Here is an 18,881-nt window from a genome sequence, read left to right as displayed (position 1 = left end):
CTTGCCCTGGATGATGTCCAGGACCAGGGCCGTTTTACGCTTGGCCGTCCAGCGCTTGATGTCGTCTTCCATCAGGGTGCTCATCGTCGTTTCCTTCAACGTTAACTCCTGAGCAGGTTTTCACTAGGTCAATACAGGGCGTCCGCAGGGCTTGTCGGCCAGCGCTTTGCTGCCGCCTTCGTCAAAGCGCTTGCAGATGTCGAAAACACCTGTGCGCGACAAGCCCAACTCGGCGGCAATGGCTTCGTACGTCCAACCCCGCCGACGCAGCTTGATGACTTGCCTGCGCCGCTCTTGACGCGCATCAGGGCTCAGTTTTCTCATATCGATCATTTCCATGACACATTATCTGCAGATTGAAGCTTTTATTTCAAGTCGTTTGATTTCTGATCAATAGGGCATATTATGAACTTTGTGCGCACTCGCAAGAGTGCGGAAATTCACAACATGCTCTATTCTTCGAGTCCTATTGATCTGAAAAAATCATAATCAATTAGATTTACCAATGGATTTAACCCTTCGTGAATTTTTGCAATTAAAAATATTCTTCCTCGAACCAATAAGCGCCCAACAAGGTTATGGCGGGGCAGGAGCGATCATCTATCTCTTTCTTGGTCAGCCATATTTTTATTTTTCTTAGCAAATCCCTCAATAGCCTCTCTATTCATTTTTATTTCAGAAACAATTTTCTGGAAAGTCGTTTCACGTAAATCTCCAAAACTCTTACGCTTCCCTTCTAAGATCAACTCATCTCGAACAGCATCAAAAGGCAAAACGCCTGCGGGTCGAACTTCATCCAATCGAACTATGTGCCAACCAAAACGGGATTTAAAAGGATTAGAATACTGCCCCTTTTCATTGAGCTTTTTCAACTCAACCTCTAACTCGGGCACCATTTCACCCTCCTGAACGTAACCTAACGAGCCATAATTCGGCGCACTACCAGAATCATTAGAAAATTTAAACGCCAATTCACCAAAATCCGCCCCTTCCTCTAATTGGCGATATAAATCATTAATTTTATTTTCAGAATCACCCTCCAACCCCGCTATCAAGATGTGGCTCGCCTTGCGTTCATCAGATGACAATTTAAAACGATCCAAATTATTTTTATACTCAACTTTCGCATATTCCAGCAACTCCGAATCCGAAGGAGTTTTGGATTTAAATAAATCTTCCAAAAAAAAATCCATTAATGCAGCATTCTGGACCTGCTGCAGGCGTATTTGAGCCAGCTCCCCCTTATCCAAGCCCTTTTCTCTAGCCAATGCCGCCAAGGTATTGCGAACCAGTAGCCCCTTCCCGACAACTTCCACTTTAAGCGGATCAGAAAGTGCATGATGTCGAACGTTAGCTGGCAACGCCAAGGCATCAGCCTCAAAATCTTGTGCCGTAATCTCTTGCCCTTCCCTATGCAACAGGATCTGCCCCTGCGCCCCTGATGAAGCCATCAGAACAAAAGCAATAACCAGCGAGCTAAAAAAATATTGAATTTGCATAAATTACCTTCCTTCCTACTCCAGCGTAGAGCGTCCAAACTCTTCACCTACCAACAAAAAAGCAGGCTGAACGCCTGCTTTTTTGATCGACCGCCTGACGGCGGTCAAAAGCACTAACTCAAATTAACGGCTGTAGCGGTGAGGGAAAGTGAAGCCCAAAGCCGCAGAACCCGCTGTGAAGGATGCATAGCCAACCACAGGCAAGGCACTACGATAGCCGTTAGCCAGAGCTACGCTATTCTCGAGACTAATAGAAGCCCAGCCCTCAGCAATAGACTCTGTACCCAACTTAGGATTCACGCGTTGTGCAGCAATCTGAGCCCCCAAAACAGAATCAGCCGGATTGCCGTTGAAGGTCAACACGTTCACTTCGCCTGCAAGGCGCTGGATGCGCGCCGGAGAAACTTCAGGCTGCAACTGACGCTCATTATTGTCGAAATAAGAGCCATTCAGAGCGATAGAGAGATGAGGAATACCGTTCTCAACCTCGAAGCGAACGTTACCGGCACGATTAGCTCCGCCAGCCAACTGGAAGAATGCACTTTCAGAGTTTTCAACCGGAGTGTTCGTTGCGTAATCGATAGCAACCCCATAACGACGGGTAGGCATGGAGAACACCCAATCAGTCTTCAAGTCCACACCCATACCAGTAGAGAAGTCGTTAACAACCTTGCTAACAGCCAAAGCTGCCGACAACTCGTTAGCCTGATGACCAGCCGGAGTGCGCGTAGTCGGCGCATACTTCACATAAGGGGTAGACAGGTCAGGGAAGTCAAAGTTCTGAGCCTGAACAGAACCCTTGGTCAACAAAGGATCGGTCGTTCCCAAAACTGGACTAGTCACATCTGTCCATGCCAACGGAGCAACGACAGAGTCCTGAGGCGCAACCACGATACTACCAGCACCTGGGACACCCTTAGCATCAGTAGCAACCAGCGCAGTCGCATTACCGCTCACAGCATTATTCTTGCTCACATCAACAATCGCCCACTGACCAACCAGACCAGCAGTCGGGAAGTCCAACCCATTCTTGCGAGCAGTATCCAGATCCGTCAGACGGACTGTAGAGTCGATCAATTGAGGCAGATTGCACGAAACCTTACCCGTCATGCGATCATGCTTAATCGACTTGTACAGAGCCGAACCCGGAGGAATATCAGCCGCAGTCAGCAGCTCAACATAACCTTCGCGAACCTCAGACTCCAAATCATTGAAGACACGCACAGTCTTGAACGCAGTGTTTTTAATCACATCCGCACCAGGCAAAGTGCAGCTAGTGTCACTGGAATCAAGATAGGTCCGCTCACCGTCGCGATAAACGCGGCTACGCCACACATCGCCAGGCGACAAGAACACATAGAAGTCAAACACATCATCAGAGTTACGAGCACCGCGGAAACGGACCTTTACAGCCTTCCCGTTCTTGGTATCCGTATTGGTAACGTTCAACAGCGTATTGCGCGCACCCTGCACCGTGTAGTAGGGCTGCAGCAACACATGACCAATACCACCATCGTTAACACGAAACTCCGTCGCAACGACATTACCAGCCGAAACAGTACCCGCATCAGGCTGAATAAAAGGAACTTGCGCGTTAGCAGAACCGGCCAAAGCAGCCAGAGCTGTTGCCACGCTCAAAGCGAAGACATTTTTTTTCATGAGTGAACTCCAAAAAAAGGATGGTTTGAAAGCGTAACGACCAAGTTTCGATCACGCCACGGCATCGTAGCATGGACTTCGTCGCCCAAATGGCCCCTCGCACAGAAATTAGTTGGCTTTGCTAAAAAACAACAACCCTCTTTCTCGCGCGCACGCAAGGTTCCTATGCCATTTTGCAGCGTGAGTCTATTGGTTTTGCGAGCGTTTCGCAAGAAGCTTCCTATCCTTTTTGACGACAGCGTTGCCCAGAAAGACCAATACCAATAAAAATCATCAAGTTACGAAGATTTTCACCCTACCACTGCTTTCACGCCAAGCTTGTTATCGGCTTCTACAATGCTCGCCGCCCGAGCCCGGACTGCCTATGCCTATTCTGATCCTAGAAGCCCCTTCCTCTCTCGCTGACGCAAGCACTGCCGTATGGAGTTTTGTCCAAAGCGATGATGGTCAAACCGTCAGCCACAGCGGGCAAAGCGCAGCGGCCCTTTTGCCGCAACCGAGCAAAGGATGGGATGTGGTGCTGGCGCTGCCTGTACAAGACATATCTTGGCATCGAGTGCAGCTGCCTCAAATTTCGCTGAAAGACCGCACCCGCTTGCGCGCGGTCCTGCAAGGGCTGCTGGAAGATCAAGTATTAGAAGATACCGCCCAGTTGCATTTCGCCTTGGAGCCCGGCGCCGTGCCAGGCCAAGCCTGCTGGGTCGCAGTTTGCCATGCGGACAAATTGCAAAGCCATTTGACCAACCTGGCCGCACACGGCATTGCCGTACGACGTATCGTCCCAGCTATTGCACCAGCGCAAGAGGGCCACACCCAAACCTCACCAACCGCTACCAACCTTTATGTCCTGGGCACGGCAGAGGCGCCCTGGCTCGTCGTCAACCCGGCAGAAGATGGTGGTGTTTTGGCGTTGCCGCTCACTTCTGCTGCGGCCACTTTGCATGCCACCGAACGCCACCCCCTGTCTGTGCAAGCCGAGCCTGCCGTGTACCAGCTTGCGCAGCAGTATTTGGGCCGATCTGTCGAGCTGATGGAATCCAGCCAGCGGCTGCTGCGCGCTGCCGCTTCGCCCTGGGATTTGGCCCAATTTCAATTTGCCAACTCGGGGCGTGACAAACTGGCCCAGCACGCCAGCGCCAGCGCGCGGGCGCTATGGCATGCCCCGCAATGGCGCTGGCTGCGTCGCGGCGTGGTAACGCTGGTCTTGGTGCAGCTCTTGGGGGTTAACGTTTGGGCTTGGCAGGCCCGGCAAGACTTGGCGCAGCAGCGTGCGCAGATTCGGCAAATTTTTACCGCCACATTTCCACAAGTGCCCGTCGTGCTGGATGCGCCTTTGCAAATGCGCCAAGAACTCCAGCGCTTGCAGCAACGCAGCGGGGCGTTGACGCCTGCTGCATTTGAAGTCTTGGCGGGTGACGCTGGCGCCAGCCTGCCTGCGGGCGTCATTCCCCAGGAAATCCGCTATGAAGATAGCCGCCTGACGCTTACAGGCTTAACCCAAAACGATACCCGCATGGCGTCCTGGCTGGCCCAGCTCCCGCAACGGGGCCTGCACGCCCAATGGCAAGAGGGGGTGCTGCACCTTACACCCACACAACAGGGGGAGCGGCCATGAAACGCCATCCTGCCTCAACCACCACTTGGGCAGCCAGCCTATCCAGCCGCTGGCAGGCCTTGCAAACCCGGGAGCGGGCCATGATCGGCCTGGCCGCGCTCGTAGTGGGCGGCGCGTTGCTGTGGCAATGGGCCATCCAGCCTGCGTGGAAAACCTATCGATCTTACGAACGCGAGCGCCTGGCGCTGGAGCGCCAAGTCCAGGCTATGCAAAGCATGCGGCAACAAGCTGTGCAGTTGCAAGAGCTTCTCGCCAGCTCCGCCCAACAAGGCAGCGCCGCCTCGCTCACCAGCCGCATTCAAACCCAGGCCCACGATGCCCTGGGGCAACAGGTACAGACCGCCTTGGCCGGGGATCGTTTCACCGTGCGCTTTCAAAACGCGCCAGCGGCTGCGCTGGCGCAATGGTTGCGCGAAACACGCGAAAACACCCGCAGCCAGCCCCTGCAAGTGCAACTCACGCGCCCAGCCTCTGACGCCAACTCTGGCATGACCTGGAGCGGCCAAGTCGTCTGGGCGCTACCCAACGCCGCAAGCGGCCAATAAGGCGTTATCCAACCCCTGCCACCTTTTCTTTGCCTCGATTCAACGCTGCATGCCGCTTAGCCCCTCACCCTCTCGCGCTCCCGCCCGCTCGCGTCGCTCGCCTGAGCGCGTCCGCCTGGGGCGCTGGGCCTTGTTGGGCGGCCTGCTGGGCATGAGCTTCACCGCCATCTGCTTCGCCCCCGCGCACTGGCTGGCCGCTGGCATGGCAGCGGCCAGCGCTGGGCGCATCCAATTGCACGCGGCACACGGCACCGTGTGGCGCGGATCGGCCATGCTGGCCCTCACAGGCGGTGCAGGCAGCCGCGATCGCATGGATTTACCCGGCCGCCTGCACTGGCACTTGCGCCCCCACTGGCGGGGCATCGCCATACAACTGCGGCCCGATTGCTGCGCCAGCCAGCCTTTGCATGCGCAATTGCGGCTGGGCTGGCAGGCCGGGCCAACGGCCGATGTGCAGATCAGCGCCCATCAAAGCCAATGGCCTGCTGGCCTGCTGCAAGGGCTGGGCGCGCCCTGGAACACCTTGCAGCTCGACGGCCATCTGGGCTTGCATTGGGACGACTGGCACTTGCAATGGCAAGGCGGCCGCCTGCGCATGCACGGCGCGGTTGAAGCCTCGCTGCGCAACACCTCCACCCGCCTGACCACCATCCGCCCCATGGGCAGCTACCGCCTTATCATCCGCGGGCCTGAGGGCCAGGGCCGTCTCGAAGCCCAATTGCTCACCGATAGCGGCCCGCTCATGCTCAGCGGCCAAGGTCGCTGGCAAGGCCAGCGCATGCGTTTTTCAGGCGTCGCCAGCGCTGAGCCAGCCTATTTGCCCGCCCTCTCCAACCTCCTCAGCCTGCTGGGCCGCCGCGATGGCGAGCGGGCCATTCTGAATTTCTGATATTGCAGTCAATACCGTATGTTGCCCTCAGCCCCCTTCCCGGCCAGCGCGCCTGTTCGTCTTCCTTTGCGTCTGCTGGCCGCAAGTGCGGTCGCCGCGCTGCTGATGACAGCATGGCCCGGCCCGCATGCCTGGGCACAAGCGAGCGTGCGCCCGGGCGAGCCAGTCACCCTGAACTTTGAAAACGCCGACATCGAAGCCGTCGCCCGCGCCATGGCCACCATCACCGGGCGCAATGTCATTGTCGACCCCCGCGTGCGCGGCACATTGAACCTGGTGACCGAGCGCCCCGTTGCCGCGCGGCAGGCCTTTGACCAATTCCTCGCCGCCCTGCGCCTGCAAGGCTTTACGGTGGTCGAATCGGCCGGACTCTATAAAGTCGTGCCCGAGGCCGATGCCAAGCTGCAATCGGGCGGCGTGCATGTCTCGCAAGGCGCTTTCCCCACCGCGCCGCGCGGCGGGCAAATCGTCACGCAAATCTTTCGCCTCCATTACGAGAATGCGGCCAACTTGGTGCCCACGCTGCGCCCGCTCATCAGCCCCAACAACACCATCAACGTCAACCCCGCCACCAACGCGCTGGTGATTACGGACTATGCCGACAACCTCGCGCGCATCGCCAAAATCATCGCCGCGCTGGATGTGGCCGAAGCCAGCGATGTCGAAGTCATCCCCCTGCAACACGCCATCGCCAGCGAAATGGTGCCGCTGCTGAACCGCTTGCTGGGCGAAACAGCCGCCATCGCCTCGGGCGCTGGCAACGCCGCGCCAGGCACAGCGGCAGCCGGGCAAGCCTTTCGCACCACCATCCTGGCCGATGCCCGCAGCAACGCCGTCATCGTGCGCGCCGCCAATGCCGCGCGCATCGCCCAAGTGCGCAATCTGGTGGCCCGGCTGGACAAGCCCCCCGCCCCTGGCAGCTCGGCCGAGCACGCCAACATCCACGTCGTCTTTCTGAAAAATGCCGACGCCACGCAAATGGCCCAAACCCTGCGCGCGGCCCTGGCCGCCGGGCAGCTCAACGCCAACGCCAATAACGCCAGCGGGTCGAGCCCCCCCAGTACACCCAACGCGCCCAAGGCCAATGGCAGCGCCAGCGCGGGCCTCTCCAGCAGCGCCGGCCTGGGCGAAAGCGCCGGCGTGCACTTCGGGCAAAGCCAGGCCGCCTCCACCGGCGGCCTGATCCAGGCCGACCCCAGCACCAACTCGCTCATCATCACCGCCCCCGATCCGCTCTACCGCCAACTGCGCGCGGTGATCGACCGGCTCGACAGCCGCCGCGCCCAGGTGCTGATTGAAAGCATGGTGGTGGAAGTCAGCGCGGAAAAAGCCGCCGAATTCGGTATCCAATGGCAAGGCGGCATCGGCCGCGCGGGCGATGCCAACGTCGGCGCGCTGGGCACCAATTTCCGCGGCAATGGCAGCGGCGCCAATATTCTGGATTTGGCCCTGGCTGCGGCCCTGGGCGGCGCATCGGGCGCCAGCCAAAGCACGCGCCAGGCCGCCGCAGGCGCGCTCTCCAACCTCGGCGCGGGCATCAACCTGGGCGTGGCGCACAACTACGGCGGCACTTATGTGCTGGGGCTGCTGGCGCGCTTTCTGGAAGGCATGTCCGACGTGAACGTGCTCTCCACGCCCAACATCCTCACGCTCGACAACGAAGAAGCGCGCATCCTCATCGGCAAAAACGTGCCCTTCGTCACCGGCCAGTACACCAGCAACAACAACGCCATCGGCAGCGTCAACCCGTTCCAGACCATCGAGCGCCAGGACGTGGGCATCTCCTTGCGCGTGAAGCCGCAAATCAATGAAAACGGCACCGTCAAGCTGGCCGTGGTGCAGGAAGTCTCCGACCTGCTGAGCAACTCCGACAAAGGCCCCACCACCAGCAAGCGCCTGATCGAAACCAACATCCTGGTGGAAGACGGCGGCATCATCGTGCTGGGCGGCCTGCTGGAAGATCGCTACCTGGCCTCGCAGCAAAAAGTGCCCCTGCTGGGCGACATCCCCGTTGTGGGCAACGCATTTCGCAGCGAGCAGCGCTCGCGCAGCAAGGTCAATCTGATGGTGTTTTTGCGCCCCACCGTGCTCTACGACGCCAGCGGCAGCGACGCCCTGGCGCTGGAGCGCTACGACCTGATGCGCGCCAGCCAGCACCGCGCCCAACCCCAGCAGCACCTGTTCATGCCCAGCGTCAACAGCGCGCCCGCCCTGCCCACGCTGCCCGCCGCGCCCGCGCTCTCGGAAAAAGAAACCCAGGCCCGCCAAAAGCGCACCATCGCACCGCTCTCCGTGCTGACCAACGAGCCAGAGCCGCCCAACCCACGCCACCAACCCGACGTGCGCAACCTGCGCAGCGGCGAATCCGACGGTTGGGTGGATTGAGCGGCACGAAACACCTTTTTATTACAAATCAAAAAGAAAATAAATCACCTGATTTAGGCAACATGGAAATTAAATCAAATTTACCTTGATTTGAAATACCCCTCGACGCCTGCAACCCTCCCCCACCCCCGCCGCCATGGCCGCTTTGCACTACCCCCTGCCTTACGCTTTCGCACGCGCCTCGCAACTGCTGCTCGAAGACGACGGCGCGGCGCTGGTGCTCTGGCACACGCCCAGCCCCAACTCCAGCGCGCTGGGCGAAGCGCTGCGCAAGTACCCCACCGCCCAGCCCCAGGTGCTCGACGCCGCCGCCCTGGCCCAGCGCATCAGCGCCGCCTACTCCGGCGGTGATTCCGACGCCGCGCTGGTGGTCAGCGAAGTCGAAGGCGTGGCCGATCTGACCCGCATGATGCAGGAGCTGCCCGCCGTGGAAGACCTGCTCGAAGCCGCCGACGACGCGCCCATCATCCGCATGCTCAACGCCCTGCTGACCCAGGCCGCGCGCGATGGCGCCAGCGACATCCACATCGAGCCCTACGAGCGCCACTCCAGCGTGCGGCTGCGCGTCGATGGCAGCCTGCGCGAGATCGTGCAGCCCAACCGCGCGCTGCACGGCGCGCTGATCTCGCGCCTGAAGATCATGGCCGATCTGGACATCGCCGAAAAACGCCTGCCGCAGGACGGCCGCATCGCCCTGCGCCTGGGCACGCGCGCCATCGACGTGCGCGTCTCCACCCTGCCCAGCGCGCATGGCGAGCGCGCCGTGCTGCGCCTGCTGGACAAAAGCGAAGGCCGCCTGAGCCTGGAAGCCGTGGGCATGCAGGGCCAGACCCTGGCGCAGTTCGAGCGCCTCATCCACCAGCCGCACGGCATCTTGCTCGTCACCGGCCCCACCGGATCGGGCAAGACCACCACGCTCTACGCCGCGCTGCACCGGCTGGACGCGCGCGCGCAAAACATCATGACGGTGGAAGACCCCATCGAATACGAGCTGCCCGGCGTGGGCCAGACCCAGGTCAACAGCAAGATCGACCTGACCTTCGCCACCGCGCTGCGCGCCATCCTGCGCCAGGACCCGGACGTCATCATGATCGGCGAGATCCGCGACTTCGAAACCGCGCAAATCGCCATCCAGGCCTCGCTGACCGGCCACCTGGTGCTGGCCACGCTGCACACCAACGACGCCGCCAGCGCCGTCACGCGCCTGATCGACATGGGCGTGGAGCCGTTCTTGCTTTCCTCCTCGCTTCTGGGCGTGCTGGCCCAGCGCCTGGTGCGCAAATACTGCACGCACTGCCACGGCAAGGGCTGCGGGCACTGCAACCAAAACGGCTACCACGGCCGCACCGGCCTGTTCGAGCTGCTGGTGGTGGACGAGGCCATCCGCGCCCTCATCCACGGCGAGCAGGCCGAAGCCGCCATCCGCGAGCACGCCCTGGCCCACGGCATGCAACTGATGCGCGAGGACGGCCAACGCCTGGTGCAAGCGGGCATCACCAGCTTCGAGGAAGTGCTGCGCGTCACCCGGGATTGAGCAAATTCACCATTCAACAAGCAAAAAATCATGCCTGTTTCGGCATGATTACAAACAAATTGCTTTTACTTTGAATTGAAAACAAAAAAGGCGCTACCCAAGCGCCTTTTTTGCTGTAACCCCATGCGGGTCAGGGCCGATGCCCGCCGCTCAAGCCCGATCCGGCTCCGACGGCGGCGCGCTCAAGCCCAACTGCGGCGTCGTGCCCGTTTGGCGCAACTGGTCCTCAATCTGGCCGATATACGCGGCGGTGGAATTATCCGAATCGTCCACACGGCGGTAGATATGGTCCTCCAGCTCCTCCATCTGGCGCAGCAGCGCCTGCTGCCCCTCCGTGTGCTGCTTGACGAGGAACTCGCGCAACTCGTTAAAGCGCGACGCCTCCTCCTTGTCGGCCAGCTCGCGCTGGTGCTTGAGCTCTTTGGTGTGGCGGTGGTAATCCACAATCACCGTGCTGTGCAGCCACAGGATGTACGCCAGAAACAGCACACACAGCACCCCGAACAGCGCCAGCAACAAAATGCCCATCGGCGCCTGCATGGTGGTAAAGCCGATGGAAATGGTGCTGACGGTGTTCATCGCCTCCCAGTTGAAGAAATAGATGCTGCCAATAGCCAGCGCGACGAGAACAATCAAAGTCATTCGTGAGAGCATTGCGACACCTCTTTTTTTGCAGGTTGACCCCGACGCGCCAAGCCGCCGGTTGAAGCCGATTGAACAATGGGCGAGATTATCATGCCCCCACCCCTGTTTTCTGGCCCGCGACCGATATGAGCACCCCCAACCCTTCAACCGAACCCTCCATCGCCTCGCGCATGGGCATCATGCGGCTGTGGCGACGCCTGGTTGGCACGGCCGATGCCACCAGCGCCAACGCCAGCGCCGAGCCGCTGGACAAGCGCCAATGGCAAAAAATCGACGCCCTGCTGCAAGAGGCCACCTCCCGCGCCGATAGCGACACCCGCGTGCGCGCCCGCGCGCGCCGCCTGCTCGATGCCTACCAGAAAGCCAACGCCCAGGACCGCCTGGCCTTCATGCTGCGCCTGGCCCAAGGCTTTCACATCGACGAAGCCGCGCTGGAAGTCGCCATCGCGCACTGGCAGCAAGCCGCCCGCAGCGGCAACGCCGCCGACAAGCTGCACGCGCAAACGCGGCTGGCGCAAACGCTGGAATCGCCCCGCATGCACATCCTGCGCCAGTTCAACTTACTACCCGCAGGCATCGAAGCGCTGGTGCGCATGCGCGCCGAGCTGCTGAGCCTGCGCGAGCACCAGCAAGCCCTGCAACCGCTGGAGAGCGATTTGCTGCGCTTGCTGACGCTGTGGTTTGATGCCGGCTTTCTGGAGCTGCAACGCATCGGCTGGAGCTCGCCCGCCTCGCTGCTGGAAAAAGTCATCCGCTATGAAGCCGTGCACGAAATCAAATCGTGGGACGACCTGCGCAACCGCCTCGACTCCGACCGCCGCTGCTACGCCTTCTTCCACGGCCGCATGCCCGAGGAGCCACTGATCTTCGTCGAAGTCGCTCTGGTGCAATCGCTGGCCTCCAGCGTGCAAGCGCTGCTGGACGAAGCCCAGCCCACCAACGACCCCACCCAGGCCACCACCGCCATTTTTTATTCCATCTCCAACGCCCAGCCCGGCCTGCGCGGGGTGAGCATGGGCGAATTCCTCATCAAGCGCGTCGTCGAGCAACTCACGCACGAATTCCCCAAGCTGCAAACCTTTGCCACACTCTCGCCCGTGCCCGGCTTCGGGCAATGGCTGCGCACGCAACTGGCCGATGCCGCCTACGTGCAGCAACTGCCCGCCATCGCACAGCGCGCGCTGGCCGATCACGCCACCGCCGCCCCTACCGACACCTCCACCGATGCCGCCGCCCCGGCAACCACCGCCGACACCGCTTACGAGCGCCTGCAAACCCTGCTCGCCACCCACGAGGCCAACGCCCACCCACGCGAAGAAGAAGTCGCACTCAAACAATGGCTCATGGGTGAATGCGCCCACTATCTGCTGATGCAAAAACGCAAGCAAGAGCCGCTGGACGCCGTAGCCCGCTTTCACTTCGGCAACGGCGCCAGCCTGCAACAAATCAACTGGATGGGCGACAGCTCCGCCAAAGGCCTGCGCCAATCGCTGGGCCTGATGGTCAACTACCTGTACCGCCTGGACGCCATCGACGAGCAATACCACGCCTACGCCCGCCAAGGCTTGCTGGCCCACTCCAGCGAGGTGAAAAAACTGCTCGCCGCCAACCCCATCCGGCGCGAAGGGTGAGCGCCAGCGCCCAAAGACCGCCCTTTCTCCACGCGCGACTACCGCCGCTTTGCCCGCCAACACCCGGCAGGCTGGCATGCAATCTTCTGGCCGCCCTGGCACAAACCACCAATCATTAGGCAAAAAATCCAGCCTTTTACGGCATGCCTATCAAAGCATGGCATTTCTTTTGATCTGAAATCATGAATTTCAAATCAAAAGAAACATCGATCATTGACCAATCTGCCGAAACAAGATGGATTCTTTTCCTATTGATCGATAAAATCGCCGCACTGCGCAGCAGCGCCGCTTTTGGACAAACTTTCACGGCGCTTTGGGCGCCGCATCTGCCTGCCCCAACTCACCCTGCACGATGGCCAGGCGCAGCCGGGTTTGCTCCAGCAAATCCGCCAAGCCATGCGTTTGGGCATAGCTTTGCTGACGCAGCAACCAGGCCAGCAATGGCCTGCGCCAACCTTGCTCGGAGGCGGTGTCGATCGCCAATTGCATCAGCTCGGGCGGCATCTGGCCCGATCGGCGGGCCAGCAAGGCGATGGCCAGCAGGCGCGAAAGCGGCTCCGGCACGGCTTGCAGCGTAGCGACAGCGCGCGCATCCACCGCATCCAGCGCGGCCGGGCTTTGCTGGGCAGGCGGCAGCAGGCCGCGCTGGGCGTTGCTCAGGTGTTGGCCTTGCAAATAGGCGGCGTAAGCGCGTGCGGCCTCACCGCTGGCGGGGGCCAGCGGCTCAAAGGCGGCGCAAGGCTGCCAATCCAGGCTGGCCGCCAGCACCGCGCAGCGGCGCAGCTCCAACTGGGCCAGGGCCTGCGGCTGGCCGGTGCGGGCAATCTGCTGGCGGGCCTTGTCCCACTCGTGCGCAGCCACGCGCTCTGCGCCGTCGAGCCAGGCGGCTTCAGCCAATTCCGATGCGGCCAGCGAGCGCACCTGCCAGGGCTTGGCAGGCGGGGCGCTGCTGCATGCGGCCAGCGTGACCGCCAATGCCCCGGCCATTGCGGCCCATAGCGGCCGGGGACAGATCAAAAGTCGCTTGCCAAACATAAGTGGTGCTGTGAAAAAAGCCATGACCGCCGGGTTGCACTGCCTGCACAGGCTTACGGCAAGGTCAGTTGATGTTCTTTGGCAAAGGGCCAGGTGTTTTGCAGTTGGCCCATGAGCGCATCGATTTGGCGCAGGTTGCTTTCCACCGAGGCGCGCAAGCTGGCCAAATCGGCGCTGGATTCGCTGACCTGGCCGGAAATGGTTTTGGCATCGGCCAGGATGGCATCGACTTGCTTCAGGCTCGCGCGGGTTTCCTCCAGCAAGCGGGCCAGTTGCCGGGTTGCGCTCTGCGCATCGCGCATCAACCCTTTGGGGCCAAAGACCTGGGCATCGGCGCGCCCCACCACGCGGTTGACGGAGGCCAACAAGGTGTTGACCTGCACCAGCGCGCGTTGCAGGGCCTGCAAATCCTCGCCCTGGCCGAGCAGAACTTTGAGCATGCCGCCATCGCCCACGGAGCGCGCCAAATCCTGGCCCAGCGCACTGACGCGCTCCAGGCTTTGTGCCAGGTGCGAGTCCGTTGCCGTCAGGCCGGTAAGGTTGTTGATGAGATTGCGCGTGGAGGCCATGAGCTGCGGAATTTCCGCCGACGCATCGCCATACAGCACGGTGCGCACGGCGTTGTCGGGCAGGGGCGCATCTTCCCAATCGCTGGTGTAGGCCTTGAGCGAGGTGGCGCCCAAAATGCTGCGCACCATGGTGAAGATGCTCGATTCGCGCAGGCGGTGGGCATTGCGCACGGGCACGTCAATCAGGATGCGCACACTGCCATCGTCGGCCAGCTCAATCTTGCGCACGCTGCCAATGGGAAAGCCCGAGAAAGTCAAATCCATGCCGACGGTCACGCCCTCGGAATCGTCGGTAGTCAAAATCAGCGTTTGCTTTTCCTCGAACGCACCACGCGCGTAGAACAAATAACCCAAAGCCGCACCGCTGAGCACCAGCGTCAGCGCCATCAACAACACTGCCTTGAAATACAAATGGCGGATGGGTTTGAGCGGCGCCAGCCCCAACGAAGAAACCGCTGGCGCACTGGCCGCAGCGGCAGGCGCTGAAGGAGAAGGCTCTTGGCTCATGGACACGGGCAGAAAAAAACGCCTGGGCGCGCAGGCAACCGTTAGCGTGCGAGCGTGTCATGAACCTTGCAGCCCATGACACGCCCTGGTTGCAATCAATAGTAATTGGCGGTCAAGGATAACACCTCGACCAGGATCAGCAGGGCCAGCACACGCGCCAGCGTAGTCAACTCCGAATCGCGCCGCAGGCCGTAGCGCGGATCGATAAACGCCACCGTCAGCGGAATCAAGCCAGCAATGTAGCCAAAGGCCAGCACTTTGGCGACGAAGATGGCGGTGAAAAGCGGCGTCATCGTGCGCCCGAAGATGTGCGTGAACGCCTCCAACCCCGCCGTGGTATAGCCATACAGCCCCAGATAAATCGTCACCATCACCACCGCGCTGCCAAAGGCCGCCAGCGCCACGGCGGCGTACACCCCCATCAGCAAACGTGGCAGAAATTCGGCGCGCATGGCATCCAGCCCCGCATCCTCCAGGCGCTGCAAATGGCGGCGGCGGCGCAACCCGGCCAACTCCACCCCCAGCGGAATACTCAACTTGATGGCCACCACCAGCGCTGCCGCCAGTGGCACCAGCTCCACCAGCAACACGCGCAGCAGCAAATTGGGCGTCAATTGCAACAGGCCAAAACCAAACAGGGCATTGCGCACAATTTGCGTGCTCACCATCCCCACGGCAGCGGTAATCAGCACATAAACCAGCAAAGACCAACGCAAGCGCGCATACACCTGGCAACACACCACCAGCCACATGCGCAACCGATGGCTGCTGGGATAGCACAGCAGCACCAAGGCGGCGCTGCCCAGGTAGAGGTTGTTCCACCACAGCCACCACCACTCCTGCAAAGCCTGCATCACCCCGTCCGGGCGGCTTGGCTCAGCCTGCGCTCGGGTGATCGGCGTAGGCTTAGGCGTAGATGCCGCCTGCGGCTGGCGAAAAGTTGTCTCCATCGCAAAACCTGCGCACCCGCTTGGCGCGCCTCTCCAGCTCAAAACACGGACATGCCGCACGTTGAAAGCGTGTCCAAAATTTTGAACACGCTCGCATCCCGCAGCAACCAAAGGCGATTCTGCCCCAGTGCTAAAGCGTGTGATGCACTTTGCGCTCTCGCGGGGGGCGAAAAGTGCATGGCACGCTCTGAGCCCACATGCGCAGGCATTCCCTATTCCCACGCTGATAGAGACGGGGTATGCTGAGCCGGTATCTTTGACTATTGCTATCTCCCCCCTTCGCCCCATGAAGCCCCGTGAAAGAGCGCTGCCCGCCGTCCTCAAAACGCGCCGCGCGCCCACCGATCAAGAGCTGCAATCGATCGCCTGGCTGCACCAGCTCAAACCCGCCGACCGGCGCTTTGCCGAGCAGGCGCTGGCCGTAGGCGAAATCCTCAAGGGCGACTTCATCTGCACCGCAGGCAAGCCGGTGCGCTACTGGCTGGGGCTGATCGACGGGCTTTTGAAAATGAGCAACAACCGCGCCGACGGCAGCACCATCAGCTACGCCGGCTTGCCGCCGGGCAGTTGGTTTGGCGAAGGCACGGCCCTCAAGCGCGAGCGCTACCGCTACGACATCCAGGCGCTGCGCAAAAGCACCATCGCGGCGCTGCCGCTGGCGGCCTTTCATGAGCTGCTCGACCGCTCCATCGAGTTCAACCGCGTCATCATGTACCAGCTCAACGAGCGCGTGGGGCAGTTCATCATCGGCCGAGAAACGGATCGCACCACCAACCCCGATTCGCGCGTGGCCCGCTCGCTGGCCGCCTTGCTCAATCCGGTGCTGGCGCCCAATGCCGACAACACCCTGCGCATCACGCAGCAAGAGCTGGCCTACCTCATCGGCCTCTCGCGCCAGCGCGTCAACGTCGCCCTCGTGCGGCTGGAAGCGCAGGGGCTGATCCGCCTCGAATACGGCGGCCTGCACGTGCTGGATTTGCCCGCCCTGTCCGCTTACGCTTGAATTTCCAATTTCAAATCAAAAGATAAATCACTGTATACCCATGTTGCCGAAACACGGGTATTTTATTTCTTTTGAATTGTAAAAATCGCTGCTCACATTCAATGCTCAGGCAGGTGAGCGTTTTGGGTCAAGATCGTGGGCCACCCCGGCCACCAACGCACAACACGGCGCGGCAATGCATGCCACGCCTTGCCAGGGGCTGTTGGCATGCAGGAGAGGGCAGCAGCCCCAAGCCCCATCACCGCAAGCTATGCAGCAAATGCATGTGCTTTTGGTACTGGTCGATGATGTCGTTAATCACCCCCTCCTTGCTCCAGCCCATGATGTCGTAATCCTGCCCGCCCTGGCCCAAATGCACTTCGGCGCGGTAGTACCGGGATGGCTCCTGAGAGGGTTGCTGCGCCACCGGCGCACCGGCGGGCGCTGGCATTGCGGCGCTATCGCCTTGCACAAACGCAGGCTGCACATGAGCAGCGGCCACCACGCGGTAAGTGAAGTCGATCTCATCCTCATGGTTGGTCGTCAAAGCCACTTGGCCCGGGGCGCTTTGGCTGACCCGCGCTTGCACGCCCAGGCTATTGAGCTCCTCGGCCACCTCCGCGCATGCCTGCGCCACCGTCGTGTCGATAAATCGGTCCACGCTGGCGCGGTCGGGAAAGCTCATGATCACCTGCAAACGCTCGCGCCACGCGCCCTTGGCGCGCAGCATCGGCGCCGCCACCGGGGCTGCGAACTGCTGCACCAACTGCTTTTGCATATCCACGCGCAAAGCTTTGAACAGGCCATACACCGCCACCATCAACACCGTCACAAACGGCAAAGCGCTGGCAATCGCCATCGTTTGCAACGCGCTCAAGCCCCCCGCCAGCAACAACGCCACCGCCACCGCGCCAGAGCCCACCGCCCAGTAAATGCGATAGCCCAGGCGGGAGCTGGTCTTGCCATGCGCGCACAACATATCCATCACCAGCGCGCCCGAATCCGCCGAAGTCACAAAAAACACCACCACCATGAACAGCGCCACATACGCCGACAGCGTGGACAGCGGCAAATGCTCCAGGAACGAAAACAAGGCCAAGGCCACATCCTGTGAGACGACTTCACCCAACTCCTTGTAGCCCTGGTTCAAAATCATGTCGATCGCGGAATTGCCGAAAAACGTCATCCACATGAAGGTAAAGCCCGTGGGCACCAGCAGCACGCCCACAACAAACTGCCGAATCGTGCGCCCGCGCGACACCCGCGCAATGAACAAGCCCACAAACGGCGCCCAGCTCAGCCACCAGCCCCAGTAAAGAATCGTCCAGCCGCCAATCCAGTCCGTCTTCTGGTAAGCAAACAGGTTGAACGTCATGTTCACGATGTTGGACGCATAGTGCCCCGTGTTCTGCACCAGCGCTTGCAGCAGCGCCACCGTCGAGCCAGCCAGCAGCACAAACAGCAGCAGCAACGCCGCCAGGCCCAGATTCAGCTCGGAGAGAAACTTCACCCCCCGATCCAGCCCCGAAGCCACCGAAGCCGTCGCCAACGCCGTGATACACACAATCAGCACAATCTGCGTCGTCACAGAAACCGGAATGCTCGGGAACAGGTGGTTCAAACCCGCATTGACCTGCAACACCCCATAGCCCAGCGACGTCGCCACGCCAAACAGCGTGCCCACCACCGCAAACACATCCACCGCATGCCCCAGCGGGCCGTTGATCTTGTCGCCAATCAGCGGGTACAGCGCCGAGCGCAGCGTCAGCGGCAAGTTGTGGCGGTAGCTGAAAAACGCCAGGATCAGCGCCACGATGGCGTAAATCGCCCAGGCGTGAATGCCCCAATGGAAAAACGTCAGCCGCATCGCCTCGCGCGCGGCCTGCACCGTGCCCCCCTCGGCCACCGGCGGCGCCAGAAAATGCATCACCGGCTCCGCCACGCCAAAAAACATCAGACCAATACCCATGCCCGCCGAAAACAGCATGGCAAACCACGACACATTGCTGTAATCGGGCTTGGCGTGATCCGGCCCCAGGCGAATGCTGCCGTAGCGGGAAGCGCCCAGGTAAATCGTGGTAATCAAGATAATCGCCACCGTCAGCACGTAATACCAACTGCCATTGGCCACGATGGCCGCCTGCAAGGCCTTGAAGACAGCATCGGCGCGCTGGGGCGCAAGCACAGCAAAAAGAAGAATGGAAACAATCACCGCCGAGGCGCTGTAGAACACGGCCGGGTTGATGGGACTGCCTGTCACCTGTGGTTTGCTCGATTCACTCAAAAGCGGATTCCTTTCCTTCATGGGTGTTGAAAAAGAAGGCTGGCACTAATGCCATGCCTCATGTCGGGAGCGTTCGATGGTAGCAGCACCAGCCTGAAGCAAACCGCCGGACGCTCCACGGCTATGCGCAAGCGGCTCCCTTTCTCACCCCG

At 60.6% G+C, this 18,881-nt stretch carries 14 protein-coding genes and 2 pseudogenes; 7 read left to right on the top strand and 9 right to left on the bottom strand.

The features are described 5' to 3' along the window. From EBQ26_RS11830 to EBQ26_RS11815, 4 genes and pseudogenes are all read right to left on the bottom strand, one after another. A pseudogene (locus EBQ26_RS11830) lies at positions 1 to 84 on the bottom strand (DUF1153 domain-containing protein); the annotation flags it as partial. Positions 85 to 138: 54 nt separating this feature from the next. Further along, positions 139 to 339, bottom strand: a pseudogene (locus tag EBQ26_RS11825) (helix-turn-helix domain-containing protein); the annotation flags it as partial. 257 nt (positions 340 to 596) lie between these two features. Next, positions 597 to 1,499, bottom strand: a complete 903-nt coding sequence (locus tag EBQ26_RS11820; protein WP_122239416.1) for a peptidylprolyl isomerase — start codon at positions 1,497 to 1,499, stop codon at positions 597 to 599. A gap of 123 nt (positions 1,500 to 1,622) precedes the next feature. After that, positions 1,623 to 3,158, bottom strand: a complete 1,536-nt coding sequence (locus EBQ26_RS11815) for a hypothetical protein (protein ID WP_122239414.1) — start codon at positions 3,156 to 3,158, stop codon at positions 1,623 to 1,625. Positions 3,159 to 3,522: 364 nt separating this feature from the next. On the opposite strand from EBQ26_RS11815, the gene gspL reads away from it, so the two are divergent. The 5 genes from gspL to EBQ26_RS11790 all read left to right on the top strand — a co-directional run bounded on the left by gspL (position 3,523) and on the right by EBQ26_RS11790 (position 10,126). After that, positions 3,523 to 4,773 carry a type II secretion system protein GspL gene (gspL, locus tag EBQ26_RS11810; RefSeq protein WP_122239412.1) on the top strand — a complete coding sequence of 417 codons (1,251 nt, stop codon included), beginning with the start codon at positions 3,523 to 3,525 and terminating at the stop codon, positions 4,771 to 4,773. Then, positions 4,770 to 5,318: a type II secretion system protein GspM gene (gene gspM / locus EBQ26_RS11805; RefSeq protein WP_238944351.1), complete on the top strand. Its 549-nt coding sequence runs from the start codon at positions 4,770 to 4,772 to the stop codon at positions 5,316 to 5,318. Before gspL ends, gspM begins: the two co-directional genes overlap by 4 nt. Positions 5,319 to 5,367: 49 nt before the next feature. Next, a complete protein-coding gene (gene gspN / locus EBQ26_RS11800; protein ID WP_122239408.1) occupies positions 5,368 to 6,207 on the top strand; it encodes a type II secretion system protein N in 840 nt (279 codons plus the stop codon). A gap of 18 nt (positions 6,208 to 6,225) precedes the next feature. After that, entirely contained in the window at positions 6,226 to 8,592 is a 2,367-nt protein-coding gene (gene gspD / locus EBQ26_RS11795) for a type II secretion system secretin GspD (RefSeq protein WP_238944350.1), read from the top strand. 145 nt (positions 8,593 to 8,737) lie between these two features. After that, positions 8,738 to 10,126, top strand: a complete 1,389-nt coding sequence (locus EBQ26_RS11790; protein WP_122239420.1) for a GspE/PulE family protein — start codon at positions 8,738 to 8,740, stop codon at positions 10,124 to 10,126. 150 nt (positions 10,127 to 10,276) lie between these two features. Here the strand turns inward: EBQ26_RS11790 and EBQ26_RS11785 are convergent, their stop codons facing one another. Continuing rightward, positions 10,277 to 10,768: a LapA family protein gene (locus EBQ26_RS11785; protein WP_238944348.1), complete on the bottom strand. Its 492-nt coding sequence runs from the start codon at positions 10,766 to 10,768 to the stop codon at positions 10,277 to 10,279. Positions 10,769 to 10,896: 128 nt separating this feature from the next. Between EBQ26_RS11785 and EBQ26_RS11780 the strand changes: the two genes are divergently transcribed. Then, on the top strand, positions 10,897 to 12,402 hold the full coding sequence (locus EBQ26_RS11780) for a malonyl-CoA decarboxylase (protein ID WP_122239406.1): 1,506 nt from the start codon (positions 10,897 to 10,899) through the stop codon (positions 12,400 to 12,402). A gap of 303 nt (positions 12,403 to 12,705) precedes the next feature. On the opposite strand, the gene EBQ26_RS11775 is transcribed toward EBQ26_RS11780, so the two are convergent. The 3 genes from EBQ26_RS11775 to EBQ26_RS11765 form a co-directional block, all read right to left on the bottom strand. Further along, positions 12,706 to 13,389 carry a hypothetical protein gene (locus EBQ26_RS11775; protein WP_122239405.1) on the bottom strand — a complete coding sequence of 228 codons (684 nt, stop codon included), beginning with the start codon at positions 13,387 to 13,389 and terminating at the stop codon, positions 12,706 to 12,708. A gap of 101 nt (positions 13,390 to 13,490) precedes the next feature. Then, positions 13,491 to 14,513, bottom strand: a complete 1,023-nt coding sequence (locus tag EBQ26_RS11770) for an MlaD family protein (protein ID WP_122239403.1) — start codon at positions 14,511 to 14,513, stop codon at positions 13,491 to 13,493. A 95-nt stretch (positions 14,514 to 14,608) separates the two neighbouring features. Beyond that, a complete protein-coding gene (locus EBQ26_RS11765; RefSeq protein ID WP_238944347.1) occupies positions 14,609 to 15,463 on the bottom strand; it encodes an ABC transporter permease in 855 nt (284 codons plus the stop codon). A 286-nt stretch (positions 15,464 to 15,749) separates the two neighbouring features. Here EBQ26_RS11765 and EBQ26_RS11760 point away from each other — a divergent pair, with 286 nt between their 5' ends. After that, positions 15,750 to 16,466, top strand: a complete 717-nt coding sequence (locus EBQ26_RS11760; protein WP_122239399.1) for a Crp/Fnr family transcriptional regulator — start codon at positions 15,750 to 15,752, stop codon at positions 16,464 to 16,466. A gap of 238 nt (positions 16,467 to 16,704) precedes the next feature. Here EBQ26_RS11760 and EBQ26_RS11755 read toward each other — a convergent pair whose 3' ends face one another. Then, positions 16,705 to 18,729: a BCCT family transporter gene (locus EBQ26_RS11755; RefSeq protein ID WP_238944346.1), complete on the bottom strand. Its 2,025-nt coding sequence runs from the start codon at positions 18,727 to 18,729 to the stop codon at positions 16,705 to 16,707. Between the last annotated feature and the right edge of the window lie 152 nt (positions 18,730 to 18,881).

The organism is Allofranklinella schreckenbergeri (genome assembly GCF_003703475.1).
GTDB lineage: Bacteria > Pseudomonadota > Gammaproteobacteria > Burkholderiales > Burkholderiaceae_C > Lampropedia > Lampropedia schreckenbergeri.
Note: the sequence above shows the minus strand (reverse complement) of the source record. Positions and strands in the feature narration are given on the sequence as shown.